We start from the raw sequence: 15031 nt of genomic DNA on the forward strand, positions 1-15031 counted from the left end.
AGAGTTCCCCCTTGTTAATGAGACATTAGCTAATCGGGAAATTAAACAGGCAAGATTCAAGAGCGTTGCTAATTTGTATGGAGCATTGTACAGCTTGCTGCAAACTATTGATAGAACTGTATAAACTAGAGAAACTGTACAAAAAATTGTTAGGTTTTAAATGTGAGTAATGTATAGCTGATTATGTATAAATACGCAAGAAGGTGGCAGAAGGCTCAATATTTTTAATGGAACCTCTCCCGAATGTTTTGTGGGGTTGCAAGATGATTGTTTTAAATTTTTAAGCAATAAAAATACCCCTAGAGTTAAAGTCTTTTTGCTTTAACATTGGGGGTATTTTCATTTTAATCAAGCATCCTTAAACACGATTGGCGTTTTTCATTCGTTGAAGAAAGAAAAGAGAACTTAAATTCAAGACATTACTCAATTTCAATGTGTTTGCCGTTTACTTTTTCTTCTGCGAGTTTTGGCAAAGTAAGTTTCAGAACACCGTTATCACATTTAGCTTTGATTCCACTTTCATCAACATTTGGTAAACTGTATTGACGGGCAAACCGACCGTAGCTTCGTTCACTCGCAATTACGTTGCCTTCATCATCACTTTTGTCACTGAAAGAATCACGTTTAGCGCTGACTGACAAAACACCGTCACGATAGTCAATCGTAATATCTTTCTTATCGATTCCTGGAACATCAATTTGAACCGCATAAACTTTATCGTTTTCCTTAACGTCCGTCTTTAAGGCACGATTAACCGAATTGTCAAAATCAAAGAACGAACGACCTAAATTTCCGAAGAAATCATCTTGCTTCATCCAGTTGTTGAAACGATTTGTTAATTCATTTGCCATAATCAAAGACATCCTTTCTTTTTTCTTTTCAATTATTATAATAATCAGAATTGGTCAAATTGCAACTAAAATGAATTGATATGCGTATTAAAAATGAAATGTATATACCTAAAGATATTGACAGTTGATGAAAGCTAATGATATACTTAAGTTTCTATTATACGGTGAAGCGTCTGCGATGGAAAGCAGGCGCTATTTTTTGCCTAAAAATTACCAGAAAATGTTGAATAGAAAAAAATCCACCTGTGGACAGCTTGAAAGACTGCTGTTTCACAGGCTTTTTTTTACAATTAAGCAAGACATTATGGAACATATCCTTTGATTTAAAATTTAAGATAAGGTGATCGAAAGGTGTTAATTTTTAGTTTTTTTATCCGATTTATGTATTAAAGAAAGTATCTTTGTAAATCTATCTTTAATGTTCTCTTATAAGCAGATCGGTGAAACGCATTAAAAAGTTAAGCGGCACAACAATGATCCTATTTCGTTCGTAACTCTGAAGCGTTTAAAATGGGTGGAGGAAATAATATGCGAAAAAGATATGTAGTTAAACTAGTTGTTGCTTCGATATTAATAATGATTGCATTTGTGGATATAGTTAATGCTGATGATGCGACCTCTACGATTTCTTTCAATGTCATGCCAGGGGGATTGGCACTGACATCTACCCCCGTGCTTAGTTTGAATTCTGTGAATGGGAAAGGCCCCCAAAAAATATTGAGTGCTAATACGCACTCGAACACCATTAAAGTAACGTATAATTCTAAGAATAAATTGGAGGTTGAAGACTACCGTGGGCATGGGACTACAGCGTGGAGGGTTTACGCGCAACTATCGTTGAATTCTGCTGGTGCAATTCATGGCGAAAGTGAGATTTATGATACTGGTTCGGAGCAAAAGAAACGACAGAAACTGTCATTTTCAAGTGAACCGATCAACATTATGAGTGGATCAGCAACAGTCGGTAAAGAAACAACGAAATTAGTCAACAGCCGACTAGATGTCAATCAAAATCAGCTCCCTGTTGAAGATTATCATGGGACAGTGACATGGACACTTGTGAATACAGCTGCGAATTGATTAAGGAGACGTAATCTTTTTTACTATTTTTTTGGTAAAGGTTCCTGAATGTACTTCAATAATTAATAAATATTTTTTGTGTGGTTTGATTTGAGCAGTTAATCTCAGAATCAGTGGAAGCTCTGAATAAGGTGCCATTTGAATATTTTTCAAGGCTTTTTTATAGATAGTCTTTTTATGAACAGATAATTTTATGTTTAAGCGAATTTTTCCAAAAATGACTGGTGAGTTATTTAGAATTGTGGTGGTTAAATAAACATGACTGGCAGACGAAAAAATGTCTGTTTTTTTTAACAACAACACAGGAGAATTTTTTTGCATAAAATTCTGCGAGATAAAAATGGGCAATGTCATTGAAAATGTGTTGGTAATTCCGTTGGAAGTTTCTGTTCGATTATTTTTTGCTTGAACATTTTGTCGAGTAACGTAGATTCCGCCGACAATTGTTCCCTTAAATCCCCTAGCAGGAACTTTAAATTTGAAAAGCACATCTTTATATGAGTGAGCTGGAATCAAAACCTTTTTTTTAAGCTCTGTGATACTTAAAGAAGTCAGGGATTTGTAATTATGCGGAACAGTTTTTGCCTTTTGTGACGCGGCATAAGTAATTTGGCCCTGAGCAGTATTAGAAGCATTGCATAGTTGCACCTGGAAATGAACATTCTGGGTCTTATTATTATTGAAGATACGGACACGGAGATGATATATTTTGCCTTTTTTTACTCGCATATGATAATAACCTAACTGAGTATCAGTTTGACCACTGGTGAAATGCGGTGTAATGGAGAATTGAGCATCAGTATTACTAGCGGTGTCAGCTTTGACCCAAGTCGTACTTGTTGTAAAAATCCAAAAGAGAGTTAGTAACATAGAAAATATTTGTGCTTTTGATAGTTTGAAATTTAAAATCATTTTATTAAACTACTTTCTGTTGTCGAAAAAGAGGAAGATTGTGCTTCAATCATTGCTGGCAGTGTTATTTAGTGTCCAAATGATATGGCCGTGGTATTTTCCAGTCTGAAAATTATCTCTTTGTTCATGACTTAAACTATTAAAGTTCAAGGTAGAAGAACCCCTTGTTAAAATTGTTGCAGCTTTAACACCATTGGTGGGTATTTTTAGCGATGTTAAAACGGGAGTAGCTGTTTTAGTTGTTAAAGTTACTGAACCAGCTCCTTTAGAATATGCATTATCCGTCTGTAAATCTAATGTAACAGTGGGGGTAATGGAAAAAAGACCATTTACAAGGGGAGTGATACGAGCACTTACACTCCAACCGCGTTGCTTTTTACTGTATCCGCGGTAATCTGCAACAGTTAGAGCATTGATTTTGCTGGGGTTGCCATTATACAAGCGAATTTTTGCACCATTGTAAATGGTATTAAGATTTATTTTGCCAAAATCCAAAACGGGAACTGAATCTAATTTTAATGAGCCATTATTTGGGATGGAAATTTTTTTTTGCTGCATGTGCGGATCTTCTAGGCCCTGATTTGTTTGTTTTCCGTGTTGTGTGTTATCTGTACTAACTGTATTTCCTGGATAGACGCTAAACCCAGCTTGTGATTTTATATCGGAAACCTCATCAGCTTGTCCAGTTTCCACGTTAACAAAGAGGGAAAAAAGTAAAATCAGCCCAGTTAGTATGACTGTGCCACTTTTTTTCATAAAATCCCTCCTGTTTTTTTGGTTTACATTACAAAAATACTATTGACTAATGTGCACTGGAAATTGCAGGGTCGGCAACTGTCAAATTCCATGAAATTGTTGTGCTGTAGCTTCTGTTAACATTTACAATTTTGTTTTGCGCATCGTTTGGAAATTGTAGGCTGCCTTGAACTGAATCGTTAAAAGCGGCTGGAGTAGCAGAATTTCCTGAATAAATAGTCTGTGGACTGCTCCCAAGCCGGACGTCGTTTAATAGTAAATTTGCGTTTAAATGATTATCGTCAGCATCGGAAAAGGGTTGGGATTGACTAGCTGTAAGATTCCATGTATGGTTGGCATTTTTGATGGCAACTGTGCCTTGAGCTGTATATTTTTTTGTTGAGTCACCGTTAACAACAACACTAACTGGAATAGTGCCAAAGTCAAAACCTTCCGGGACACTAGTCAATTCAGGCATCTGTGGAGCTGGGGAGATTTTAACCTGTGCTCTATTAGAAACTGCGGCAATACTTAACGGCTGCCAGTTTTGACAGTTGTTTGAATAAATGACAAGTTGGATTGATAAAGGTTTATTGTCTTTTGTTGCCTGGACTGCCTGGGTGATAAAGTCATTTCCGCTGGCATTTTTGACGTTAAGCTTGGTCGGATCAAGATAATTTTGCAGCAAACCCCCCGCATTTGTTACACCAGAAACGTTTCCGAGATACACAGGACTGACCGCATTTTCTGGCCAGTAAAACCATTTATACCAATAACGTTTAGACTTATCTAGTCCTTTAAATAATTGTGACAGTGCAGTCTGATCAATAACATTCTGCCATGTGTTATTTTTGACCAAGCCATTTGCGCGACTATCACTTTCAGAACATTCGATGGCTCTTAAACCACCTAAATATAAGTTTTTAGTATCTGTATTTTTACCAGCTTGAACATTTAGCACAAAGGGGAAACCATAGTTTTTAGTATCGGTATTGACCTTTGTAAAGAGGCTTTGAACTGGAACACTAAATTTTGTTACAGCTTTGCCAGTTGAATCAACATTCGTTTTACCATTGTTTAGAAAAGATGCATTAAGACTAGTAAGGCTTTTTGAGTAAGCAGACCATTGGACAGGATCAGTCGTGTTGGCTGGTGTAACTTGAGCAGAAGCGGAATTATATTGTTCGCTAGAGGCGAAAATGGTGTCGGGAGCAGAACTTATATGTATCTGGGTAGAAGAAACCTGCCCAGAAAGTTTATTTGAATAGTAATTGGTCTGCTGCTGCCAAGGATTGTTGTAAGTATTGACCCCAACAAAATACCCTTTACGCATACTGCCCATCAGCCAGGTGCTGTCTTTGTATTTTGAAAGGTTTACAGTATAGGCCAGTTCTGAATAATTTCCTTTTTCCTTGTGGGTATAGCTGGCTTGACATGTTACCCATGTGGCTGTCTGGAAATTATCGTAAGCTGTAAAGATTGTGATATCAATGACGTTGTTATATTTAACGTTTTGATAACTTATGACAACATTGAATTTTAAGTATGTCTGACCATTTTCAGAAATGGTATACGGTTGAGTAGTGAAACCGGTTTTGCCATTATCAAGATCACCGGCTGGGGTTACAGTTGGGTAAGCTGAAGAGGCAGTGGCGTGTTCACGAAAAAAACTACTGCTTGCGAAAAGAAAAGCGCACAGGAATAAAATCAGGTATTTTATTTTACTTTTGTGCAAATTGCAAGCGAGCATTTTTTTCACCTCAAAAATTGTAATTGCAGCATGACTGTTGGCGAAACTGTGGCGAGATAAGGTCAGAGCAGATGACAGAGAAATTCATCTCAAAATGATGTAGAGTCTTTTAAAGTATCTAGTCTTCTTTATCTTTTTCAGAACGTGAATCCTGGGTTGTTTTTTTATTTGCTGAGTGACGGCCAATGAAAAATGCAAGTATGAAGACCAAAAGTACAAGAAGTCCACCCAATAAGATCCACAACCATGTCCAGTTACGCTCGATATTAGCTTTTTTGTTGACCTTCGCTGCCGCAGAACGAGTGATATTGAAGTCGCGGTCGAAAACCCATTTATACTTGCCAGAAGTCGCAACAAGATGCATATGATATTTTCCAGCTGTCATGGTGTCATTATGCCAATCGATAGAATAATCGAAGTTCGAATTCGGCGCCATCCCAAGATTTTTTTGTGTTGAACGATAAAGTACCTTACTGCCAGCTTCTTTTGATATTTCACCTACCAATTTCAGTTTTTTGATCATCACGGGGCGTGTGTTTTCAAGATTGACCCGCGTAGCAGCACTGAAGTTAGCTGTGTCTTGGATGCCAGTCGAAATTTTATTCATTTTCATTTTTGGTGCTACTGAAGTGTGTGTATCCTCACGCAATACAATTCCTAAGGCTAAAGCATAGCGATTTTTGATGGTCATACCTTTCTGGTTGGTTTGTTGCGCAGATGAAGTTTGACTGTCTAGAAAATACAATGCACCTTCAAGAATGCCCCGAAACTTTTGTTGTGGCATTTGAATCGTAAATGTCAGTGTTTTGGTTTCGCGTGGTGCCAAAATGATCCTCTGAGGGCGACCTAATATTTCTGACAAGAGAAAGGGCGCACGGCTGAGATGTTTTAATTTATTTTTATCGTATGCTTCGACACCAGCATTACTGGTATAAGCCGTGTTAGGATAGGCTATAATTTTTTTGGGTGTGTTAGTCAGATTCTGAATTTGTACATTGATATTTTGTTTTTGCCCCGGTACGACCTTTAAGTCAAAATAGGAAGCATGTTTGTCGAATTGATTAACTGGTGTAACCGCAGCAACTGTAAAGCCTGCACCTTCAGCATGAACTACAGGTATCTTCAAACATACAAACGAAAGCAGACATGTTGCTAAAGATAACGCTATAATAAAAAAATTTTTCCCTGAATTCAAAATTTATTCTCTCCATGTTGTATCTAGGTTTTTGATGTCAAGTTAAACCGATCGCTTAGTTGGATGCTGTATTACTTAGAGTCCAATTTATAGTGGCAACGTATTGGCCGGCACTGACTTTAGTAGATTGAGGAATAGAAAGTTGAGTCTTGTTGTTAGTAGTAGCAGTTGCTGTGCTGGTCCCCTGGGCATTACTGTTTGATTGCCAGACTTGTTGAGAAGCAGTTCCAATTGAAGCGTTGATATCATCAGCTGTAGTGGTATTCCCGTCTTTATCGGCACAAAATGTGATGGTCCCATCTAAGCTAGAATCATGTTCATTTTTGAATTGGGACAATTGAGCATTGATTGCCCAACCTGTAGCTGCGTTGCTGCCACGATAGTCTTCAATTTGCAACGGATTTTCAGCGTCTTTTAAAGCAAGTTTTGTGTCTTTGGTAGCAATATCTTTTACATTCGCAGCTGCGAATGTAAACGTGGGTGCACTGACAAACTTGAGCCCAGTTGGATTAGAAGAATCACCATCACCGGCAGACACTTGAAACGCAGCTTGGCTGTCTGGACCAGAAGCGTCAGTGCTGGCATTGTCAGCCTGTGCACTTTCAATATTTAAAATAAGTGCTGTACTTAAAGCAATCCCTGAAAGGACTAGTAGTTTTTTTATATCCATAAGAAGCATCTCCTTTTTTAATTAAAAAATAAAAAGTTAAAAGTTAATCGCTAATAACAATAGAAATATAGCACGCATTTTCTGAGAAGACAAGGAAAATTTAATTAAAAAAAATAATTTTTTAAAAAAAAGCTTAAAAATAATAATAAATAGCCGATTACGTTTAACTTTAAGGACTTTAAGCTATACGTAACCGCTTGCGAAGTCGCTGGAATAAAGATCGCTATTTATTAGAATATTTTTTTTTTAATATTCAGCGCTGAAATTTTTTAAATACCTTTGAATTCGCTTACTTAGTCTAAAAATGATACACTGATGATACACAAGGCTGAACGGGGGAGTGACGCGTGTGACAAGGCGTGAAAAAATCTTGAAATATTTGGAGAAGTATACGACGAGCGAGTCACAAAGTGCAACAACTAAGGAAATTGCTGAAATATTGGGAATTCTACGTCCTAATGTCAGTAAGGAACTTAACCAGCTTGTCAGAGAAGGTAGAGTAAAAAAAATGAACGGTCGACCAGTCCGCTATTTTATTTTAAAGTTAAATGGAGGTCAGGCGGACGAACCTTTTGAACAAAAACCAACTGTTGGTTTTGCTGGCAGCACAGTGATTACAAGTGAAGTGGAGAATGATGCTTTAAATTCTGAAATAGCTGAAACAGCCGATGTGTTTACAAATATGATTGGGGCACATGATAGCTTAAAAAACCAGACCGAACAAGCGAAAGCAGCATTGCTTTATCCGCCGCATGGCTTGAATACCTTGATTATTGGTCCGACTGGATCAGGGAAAACGTATTTTGCCAACAATATGTATCAATTTGCTTTGGGAAAAGAAATCATTGCAAAAAAGGGTTTTACAACGTTTAATTGTGCGGACTATGCACACAATCCACAGTTGCTAATGTCGCATTTATTTGGATATGTTAAAGGTGCTTTTACAGGTGCAGATGTGGACAAGGATGGACTTATTCAAGAAGCTGATGGCGGAATGCTGTTTTTAGATGAAGTTCATCGGCTGCCACCTGAAGGACAAGAAATGATCTTTTATTTTATGGATCATGGGACTTACAGCCGCTTGGGTGAGACAGCTAAGATGCATCATGCAGATGTAAGGCTGATTTGTGCAACAACAGAAGATCCGGAGAGTTCTCTGCTGCAGACCTTTGTACGGAGAATTCCAGTCACGATCCAACTGCCTACGTTTGATCAAAGAAGTCCGCGTGAAAAACTACAGTTGTTACAACGCCTGCTCACACTTGAGGCTAATCGTATCCATAAAAACATTCGTTTAAGTGAAGATGTAGTTCAAGCCCTTTTGGGCAGTGTGACGTACGGGAATGTAGGTCAATTAAAGTCTAATGTGCAATTAGTTTGTGCACAGGGATTTTTAAACAGTATGCAGAATAAGAAAGAAATTAGTTTGAAATTTAGTCAGTTGCCACCAAACATTAAAGATGGTTTGTCTCACTTGGCAAATAATAGGCACGAATTAGGAAAGTTAACACGCTTATTAGAGCCGGTGATGATTATTAAACCAGATTTTAATCGGGGAATGCCAGAGATAGACAGTTATGAGCTCCCCTATAACTTGTATGAAATTATTGGAGACAAGGCGGCATTATTAAAAGATGAGGGGTTAAACCAAGCGTCAATCAATAACTTCATAATGACAGATATTAATTTACATCTTAAATCGTTTTATCGTCAGGGCAAACTGGACAAAACCGTTAACAGTCTGAACGAAATAGTTGATCAAGAAATTATTGATCTAACTAAAAAAATTCAGCGACTCCTGCAGGAAAAAGAGAGCTATCCACTGAGAGATAGTTTTATTTATGCGATGAGTCTGCACATCAGTTCGTTTATCAAGCGAGTTCAATCTGGTAAAGCATTGCGGAATATGTCAGCAGATTTGATATCAATGGTGCACGATTATCCGGATGAATTAAGGATAGCTGGAAAGATTAAAGATTTGATCGAAGAACATTATCGCTTTCCGATACCGCAATCTGAAGTGTATTACATGGCAATTTTGCTAGTATCTTTGCGTTCAGAACCTAAAACAGGGAAAGTAGGAATTGTAGTTGCAGCTCATGGAAACAGTACTGCATCTTCGATGGCTCAAGTTGTTTCGCAATTGTTGTCTGTGGATAATATTGTTGCGTATGATATGCCACTTGAAATGAGCCCCAAGATTGCTTTGGATGGAATTGCCGCTCAAGTCAAAAACATTGATCGAGGAAATGGAGTTTTATTGCTAGTGGATATGGGTTCACTAAGTACTTTCAGTAGTAAATTGAGTGAAAAAACCGATATTCATGTTAAAACAATTGATATGGTAACAACAGCGATGGTTTTGGAGGCAGCGCGCAAAACGGCTTTAATCGACAGCAGTCTTGACATTGTTTATCGAGAACTGCGTGAATTTGCCGGATATTCACGTACAATTGGAAAAGTGCAGGGGGAAAATAATTATTCACCAAACCTTCCAGATCAAAAAAACAAGGCAATAATTGCAATCTGTTCAACAGGTGAAGGCACGGCTAAGAAAATCAAGGAATTGCTGGATAAAATTTTGATTGATAATTTAATTGATGATATAACTGTTATTACAATTTCTGTTGTAAGGATGAAAAAACAAATCGCAGAGGTTCAGCAAAAGTATCAGATTGTTGCGGCAACGGGAGTTGTTAAGCCCAAAATTGCAGTGCCTTTTATTTCACTGGAAAATCTGTTACAAGGTGGAGGGGAAAGCTTTGTAGGTCTGATAGAACAGGTAAATAAACGCGATATACACAGCGTAGACTCGCTGGAAAATTCGGAATTACTGACTGAAGAAACGGCTCAAAAATATTTAAGCCAGTATTTTACTTTTATCAATCCTGTAAAAATTACTAAGATACTTTGGGATTATTCCGACTTTGTTCAACAGCATGGGCATTTTGAGATGTCGAATTCTTTCAGAATAAGTCTTATCATGCATTTAGCAGGTGCGGTTGAGCGCTATCTGACACGGTCGGAAATGAGTGTTGACGAGCAAAAATTGTCTGAAGCGCAATCTGATAAAATGTATCCTATTATCAAACAGGCCAATGAAATGTTGTATGAGACAATAAATATTAAGCTTTCAGATGATGAGTCTTACTACATTGTTGCGTTGCTTAATACAGAAAAGGAAAAATCTAATACACTAAAAAAGTAATACACTAGTAAAAGTGTATTACTTTTATTTTTCACACGCACTAAACCTATTAAAATAACGTTTTGCGCTGATACACAAAGTTGGCACGTGAATTGCTTATGACTAAGTGTAGTTGTTTTTTATGTATCAGTATTTTAAGTTGTGCTAGAAATGACGGTGAGTTGCTATAGTGATGGATGTTCGTTTATTGCGGATCGATAGCCGTTTATTGCATGGACAAGTTGCTACGAATTGGGCAAAGGCGATTAGTGTTAATCGGATTCTAGTTGTTTCTGATCGAGTTGCGCAAGACGTAATGCGTAAAACTTTGATTATGCAGGCTGCTCCCCCAGGGATTAAGGCAAATGTCATTACGGTTGAAAAAATGATTCGTATTTATAATGATTTACGTTTTATTTCAATTAAACCAATGATCCTAGTTGAAGATCCAGTTGACGCTAAGCGCCTCGTTGAAGGTGGTATCAAAATTACTTCAATTAATATCGGTGCAATCAGTTTTGACAGTTCGAGAGTCATGGTCACTGATACGATTGCTGTCGGTCCTGAAGATGTAAAGGCTCTCAAATGGCTTCACGCGCGCGGTATTCGACTTGATGTTCGCAAAGTTGCCAACGACAGCTCAAAAAATCTTTGGAAATCGCTTTTAGATAAGGGATTAGTGAAAGACTTTTGAATTTAGATTAGCGGTTTTAATTGATTTGGACATCTTCAAGTAGTTCACTGAAAGGTGGTGAGAAATGTCTTAACGAAATAAAATAATCTGGAGTCTGTGTTGTTTTGTGAAAACAATGGTAGACCGGATGTCTTAGTCATCGTTGACTAAGATAAAAAAATCTTACAATAGGAGGTATTAAACAATGGTAGGTATTATCCTAGCAAGCCATGGTGGCTTCGCTGAAGGCATTTTTCAATCGGCCTCAATGATTTTTGGCGAACAAGACAATGTTAAAGCTGTCACCTTAATGCCGAACGAAGGTCCGGATGACATAAGAGCTAAAATGGAAAAAGCAATCGCTTCTTTTGAAAATAAAGATGAGATTCTGTTTCTTATCGATTTGTGGGGAGGAACTCCTTTCAACCAAGCTAATGCGCTTTTAGAAACACATAAGGATAAATGGGCAATTGTTGCCGGTATGAACTTACCCATGGTAATTGAGGCATATGCATCTCGCTTGTCGATGGAATCGGCACATGATATTGCTGCCCATATTATTGAAACCGCTAAAGATGGTGTGAAAGTTAAACCTGAGGGGCTTCAACCTCAAAAGAAAGCGGCGACTGCGCCAAAAGACAATCAGCCTAAAGGTTCGTTACCACCTGGCACAGTGGTTGGGGACGGCAAGATTAAGTATGTTTTGGTACGTATAGATTCGCGTCTTCTACATGGTCAAGTTGCAACAGCATGGACAAGATCAACGAATCCTAATCGTATTATTGTTGTTTCAGATAAGGTTGCTAAAGACAAACTGCGCAAAAGTATGATTGTAGAGGCTGCACCTCCTGGAGTACATGCCAATGTGATTCCGGTTCAAAAAATGATTGAGGTAGCAAAGGATCCTCGTTTTGGGAATACTAAGGCTCTAATTCTTTTTGAAAATCCTGAAGATGCTCTTACAGTTGTTAGGGCTGGTGTCGGTATAAAAGAACTTAATATAGGTTCAATGGCACATTCTATTGGCAAAGTTGCAGTCAGCAAAGTTCTGTCTTTAGATGGTAAAGATGTTGAAGCATTTGATGAACTAAAAAAACTAGGCGTTAAATTTGATGTCCGCAAAGTTCCAGATGATTCCAAAGCAAATATGGAACAAATTATTAAAAAAGCTCGTCAAGGACTTGCGGAAAACAAGCAATAAAAGTTAAAAAAAGGAGGATTATCAAATGTCTGCTATATCAATGATTTTAGTTGTGATCGTTGCTTTTTTTGCAGGGATGGAAGGTATTTTGGATGAATTTCAATTTCATCAACCTTTAGTATCTTGTACACTGATAGGTTTAGTAACTGGTCACTTAACTCTTGGCATTATGTTAGGCGGTTCATTACAAATGATCGCTTTAGGATGGGCGAATATTGGGGCTGCTGTTGCTCCTGATATTGCTTTAGCTGCTACTGCGTCGGCAATTATTTTGATTCAAGGTGGTCAAGGAACTCATGGTTTAGGGTCAGCTATTGCTTTTGCAATCCCATTGGCGGTTGCGGGATTATTCTTAACGATGATTGTACGTACGATTACTGTTGCTATTGTTCATTTTATGGATGCTGCTGCTGCTCAAGGAAATTCGCGAATGATCGATTTTTGGCAGATTGTATGTATTTGCTTGCAGGGGCTGCGGATTGCAATTCCTGCTGCTCTTTTACTGATTATCCCAGCTTCAAGTGTACGTGATATGCTTAGTGCAATGCCAAGCTGGTTGAACGAAGGTATGACAATCGGTGGTGGAATGGTCGTTGCCGTTGGTTATGCAATGGTTATCAATATGATGGCATCGCGTGAAGTATGGCCTTTCTTCGCAATTGGTTTCGTTGTAGCTGCAATTTCTGACTTAACGCTGATTGCTATTGGTGCTATAGGCTTATCTCTTGCTTTGATGTATCTCCAACTTGATAAGGGTGGTTCAGGTAATAGTGGCAATGGTGGTAACAGCAACACTGGTGATCCACTGGGCGACATCTTGGATGACTATTAAATTCGAAGGGGGTAAGCGAGATGCAAGAAAAGAAAGTCAGTTTAACAAAAAGTGATCGATTACGTGTTGCATGGCGTTCAACTTTTATTCAGGGCTCATGGAACTATGAACGTATGCAAAATGGTGGTTGGTGTTATTCGATGATTCCAGCCATTAACAAGTTATATAAGAAGAAAGAAGATCGCATTGCTGCATATCAAAGGCATTTGGAATTTTTCAATACTCATCCGTATGTAGCTTCACCAGTTATTGGTGTTACTTTGGCACTGGAAGAAGAGAGAGCTAACGGAGCACCTGTTGACGATGTTGCAATTCAAGGGGTTAAGGTCGGAATGATGGGGCCTCTTGCCGGTGTTGGTGATCCTGTTTTCTGGTATACTGTTCGCCCTATCGTAGGGGCTTTAGGAGCATCACTTGCACTTAGTGGCAATATCTTGGGACCTATTCTATTCTTTGTTATTTGGAATATCATTCGTTGGGGCTTTATGTGGTATACACAAGAGTTCGGCTATCGTGCTGGAAGCAAGATTACAGAGGATTTATCTGGTGGTTTATTACAAAGTGTTACTAGGGTTGCATCAATGATGGGAATGTTTGTAATTGCTGCTTTGATTGAACGTTGGGTAACAATTAAATTTACGCCAGTTGTTTCAAAAATCACACAGCAAGCTGGAGCGTATATCGATTGGAATAAACTTCCCAAGGGTGCAAGGGGGATTCAATCGGCTTTACAGCAACAGGCTAGTGGTCTTTCACTGACAAAGGTGAAAGTTACGACTTTACAAGATAATCTTGATTCTTTGATACCAGGATTAGTTCCACTACTTTTGACTTTCCTTTGTATGTGGCTCCTTAAAAAGAAAGTTTCTCCAATTGTTATTATCATTGGAATCTTTGTCGTTGGGGTCGTAGGTCATGTAGTCGGACTTCTTTAAGCTACTTTTTGTTTTTGTCAAAACATCTGTAAAGGGTTAAATCGTAGGAGGTGATGGTATGGTTGAATCAATTAATTCCAAAATTGATCTAGCAATTGAAGCTACGTCATACTTGGGTTTGGGTGATTATGGGAAAATAATGGTAGGTGACAAAGGATTTGAATTTTATAATGACCGTGATATAAATAAATTTATTCAGATACCATGGGAAGAAGTGGATTTAGTTATTGCTTCTGTCATGTTCAAGGGCAAGTGGATTCCACGATATGCTATTCAAACGAAACATAATGGAATGTACAAGTTTTCATCTAGAAATCCTAAAAAAGTTTTACGTGCTGTTCGTGTGTATGTGGAACCAGACCATATTGTACGTTCACTGACCTTTTTTCAGGTTTTTAGGCGTAATTTAAAATGGCTTTATGGTGTAGCAAAGAAGAAGTTGACAGGGAAAATCAACGTCTAACATCATTAAAATAGTGTAAAAGCTTTTTAGAGTTGTTCTTCCTTAAGAGAATAGATGATAGGTTTGATGGTGTCGGTGGTGCTAAACCAACGGCATCATCTTTTTGCTACTAAACTTTTTCAATCGTTGAGCTAAGTAAGTGATTTGAATTGCTTCAAAAGTATTTTAAGTGACCTAAAGGTTTGAGCTCTATTCATGTTCATAAAATAAAATCACTCAGAAGAAAATAACAAAGGACTTGATATTTTAGAAAGTTACACTGACTGAAAAAAACTGTTGACGTAGACTATAGATGCGTGTATAGTAGTTTTTGTTGTCATGTTTGTCTAAGTTTGATTTGTGAAATTAAGCAAAAAAAATTCTTGACATTAATCAGATGATTGGGTATACTAATAAAGTTGTCTCGTTTAGGAATATTGAAACAAAGAAAAAAATTCCTTGACAAGCAATCGTGAACATGATATAATTTAGTAGTTGCGTTGAGCAACCTAAAGTAGATCTTTGAAAACTGAACAAAGTTTCGACGAATCAAATGTGTAGGGTCTCC

The 15031-nt window shown here is 37.8% G+C and carries 13 protein-coding genes; 7 read left to right on the forward strand and 6 right to left on the reverse strand.

What is annotated here, in order from left to right; translation table 11 throughout:
* Positions 1-419: 419 nt before the first annotated feature.
* A complete protein-coding gene (locus tag FD20_RS04665) occupies positions 420-851 on the reverse strand; it encodes an Hsp20/alpha crystallin family protein (protein ID WP_057736425.1) in 432 nt (143 codons plus the stop codon).
* A gap of 528 nt (positions 852-1379) precedes the next feature.
* Between FD20_RS04665 and FD20_RS04670 the strand changes: the two genes are divergently transcribed.
* Positions 1380-1931, forward strand: a complete 552-nt coding sequence (locus FD20_RS04670; RefSeq protein ID WP_057736426.1) for a hypothetical protein — start codon at positions 1380-1382, stop codon at positions 1929-1931.
* Here FD20_RS04670 and FD20_RS04675 read toward each other — a convergent pair whose 3' ends face one another.
* The 5 genes from FD20_RS04675 to FD20_RS04695 form a co-directional block, all read right to left on the reverse strand.
* Complete coding sequence (locus tag FD20_RS04675) at positions 1932-2801, reverse strand: WxL protein peptidoglycan domain-containing protein (protein WP_162255621.1); 870 nt, start codon at positions 2799-2801, stop codon at positions 1932-1934.
* A gap of 87 nt (positions 2802-2888) precedes the next feature.
* Positions 2889-3599, reverse strand: coding sequence for a WxL domain-containing protein (locus FD20_RS04680; protein ID WP_057736428.1), 711 nt, complete (start codon positions 3597-3599; stop codon positions 2889-2891).
* Positions 3600-3645: 46 nt separating this feature from the next.
* Positions 3646-5328 carry a hypothetical protein gene (locus FD20_RS04685; protein ID WP_057736429.1) on the reverse strand — a complete coding sequence of 561 codons (1683 nt, stop codon included), beginning with the start codon at positions 5326-5328 and terminating at the stop codon, positions 3646-3648.
* Between the two features lie 118 nt (positions 5329-5446).
* Positions 5447-6523: a WxLIP family cell surface protein gene (locus FD20_RS04690; RefSeq protein WP_057736430.1), complete on the reverse strand. Its 1077-nt coding sequence runs from the start codon at positions 6521-6523 to the stop codon at positions 5447-5449.
* Positions 6524-6578: 55 nt separating this feature from the next.
* The gene (locus tag FD20_RS04695) at positions 6579-7193 is read right to left on the reverse strand and encodes a WxL domain-containing protein (RefSeq protein WP_057736431.1); all 615 of its coding nucleotides are present in this window, start codon (positions 7191-7193) and stop codon (positions 6579-6581) included.
* A gap of 349 nt (positions 7194-7542) precedes the next feature.
* Between FD20_RS04695 and FD20_RS04700 the strand changes: the two genes are divergently transcribed.
* The 6 genes from FD20_RS04700 (at position 7543) to FD20_RS04725 (ending at position 14484) form a co-directional block, all read left to right on the forward strand.
* Positions 7543-10401, forward strand: coding sequence for a sigma-54-dependent transcriptional regulator (locus FD20_RS04700; protein WP_057736432.1), 2859 nt, complete (start codon positions 7543-7545; stop codon positions 10399-10401).
* Positions 10402-10573: 172 nt separating this feature from the next.
* Positions 10574-11074: a PTS sugar transporter subunit IIB gene (locus tag FD20_RS04705; RefSeq protein ID WP_057736433.1), complete on the forward strand. Its 501-nt coding sequence runs from the start codon at positions 10574-10576 to the stop codon at positions 11072-11074.
* Positions 11075-11258: 184 nt separating this feature from the next.
* Positions 11259-12254 (forward strand): mannose/fructose/sorbose PTS transporter subunit IIA, encoded by a 996-nt coding sequence (locus FD20_RS04710; protein WP_057736434.1) that lies wholly within the window; start codon positions 11259-11261, stop codon positions 12252-12254.
* Positions 12255-12279: 25 nt separating this feature from the next.
* Positions 12280-13086: a PTS mannose/fructose/sorbose transporter subunit IIC gene (locus tag FD20_RS04715; RefSeq protein ID WP_057736435.1), complete on the forward strand. Its 807-nt coding sequence runs from the start codon at positions 12280-12282 to the stop codon at positions 13084-13086.
* Positions 13087-13106: 20 nt separating this feature from the next.
* The gene (locus tag FD20_RS04720) at positions 13107-14021 is read left to right on the forward strand and encodes a PTS system mannose/fructose/sorbose family transporter subunit IID (protein WP_057736436.1); all 915 of its coding nucleotides are present in this window, start codon (positions 13107-13109) and stop codon (positions 14019-14021) included.
* A gap of 58 nt (positions 14022-14079) precedes the next feature.
* Positions 14080-14484 (forward strand): DUF956 family protein, encoded by a 405-nt coding sequence (locus tag FD20_RS04725; protein ID WP_057736437.1) that lies wholly within the window; start codon positions 14080-14082, stop codon positions 14482-14484.
* Positions 14485-15031: the final 547 nt, after the last annotated feature.

Origin of the sequence: Liquorilactobacillus uvarum DSM 19971 (assembly GCF_001434935.1) — a bacterium.
In the GTDB taxonomy this organism is placed as follows: domain Bacteria; phylum Bacillota; class Bacilli; order Lactobacillales; family Lactobacillaceae; genus Liquorilactobacillus; species Liquorilactobacillus uvarum.

Bases quoted from the DNA above. Each gene is read 5' to 3' on its own strand.
- FD20_RS04695 (WP_057736431.1), bottom strand. From the start codon at position 7,193: ATGGATATAAAAAAACTACTAGTCCTTTCAGGGATTGCTTTAAGTACA.
- FD20_RS04720 (WP_057736436.1), top strand. From the start codon at position 13,107: ATGCAAGAAAAGAAAGTCAGTTTAACAAAAAGTGATCGATTACGTGTT.
- FD20_RS04670 (WP_057736426.1), top strand. From the start codon at position 1,380: ATGCGAAAAAGATATGTAGTTAAACTAGTTGTTGCTTCGATATTAATA.
- FD20_RS04665 (WP_057736425.1), bottom strand. From the start codon at position 851: ATGGCAAATGAATTAACAAATCGTTTCAACAACTGGATGAAGCAAGAT.
- FD20_RS04725 (WP_057736437.1), top strand. From the start codon at position 14,080: ATGGTTGAATCAATTAATTCCAAAATTGATCTAGCAATTGAAGCTACG.
- FD20_RS04710 (WP_057736434.1), top strand. From the start codon at position 11,259: ATGGTAGGTATTATCCTAGCAAGCCATGGTGGCTTCGCTGAAGGCATT.
- FD20_RS04685 (WP_057736429.1), bottom strand. From the start codon at position 5,328: ATGCTCGCTTGCAATTTGCACAAAAGTAAAATAAAATACCTGATTTTA.
- FD20_RS04680 (WP_057736428.1), bottom strand. From the start codon at position 3,599: ATGAAAAAAAGTGGCACAGTCATACTAACTGGGCTGATTTTACTTTTT.
- FD20_RS04705 (WP_057736433.1), top strand. From the start codon at position 10,574: ATGGATGTTCGTTTATTGCGGATCGATAGCCGTTTATTGCATGGACAA.
- FD20_RS04715 (WP_057736435.1), top strand. From the start codon at position 12,280: ATGTCTGCTATATCAATGATTTTAGTTGTGATCGTTGCTTTTTTTGCA.
- FD20_RS04675 (WP_162255621.1), bottom strand. From the start codon at position 2,801: ATGTTACTAACTCTCTTTTGGATTTTTACAACAAGTACGACTTGGGTC.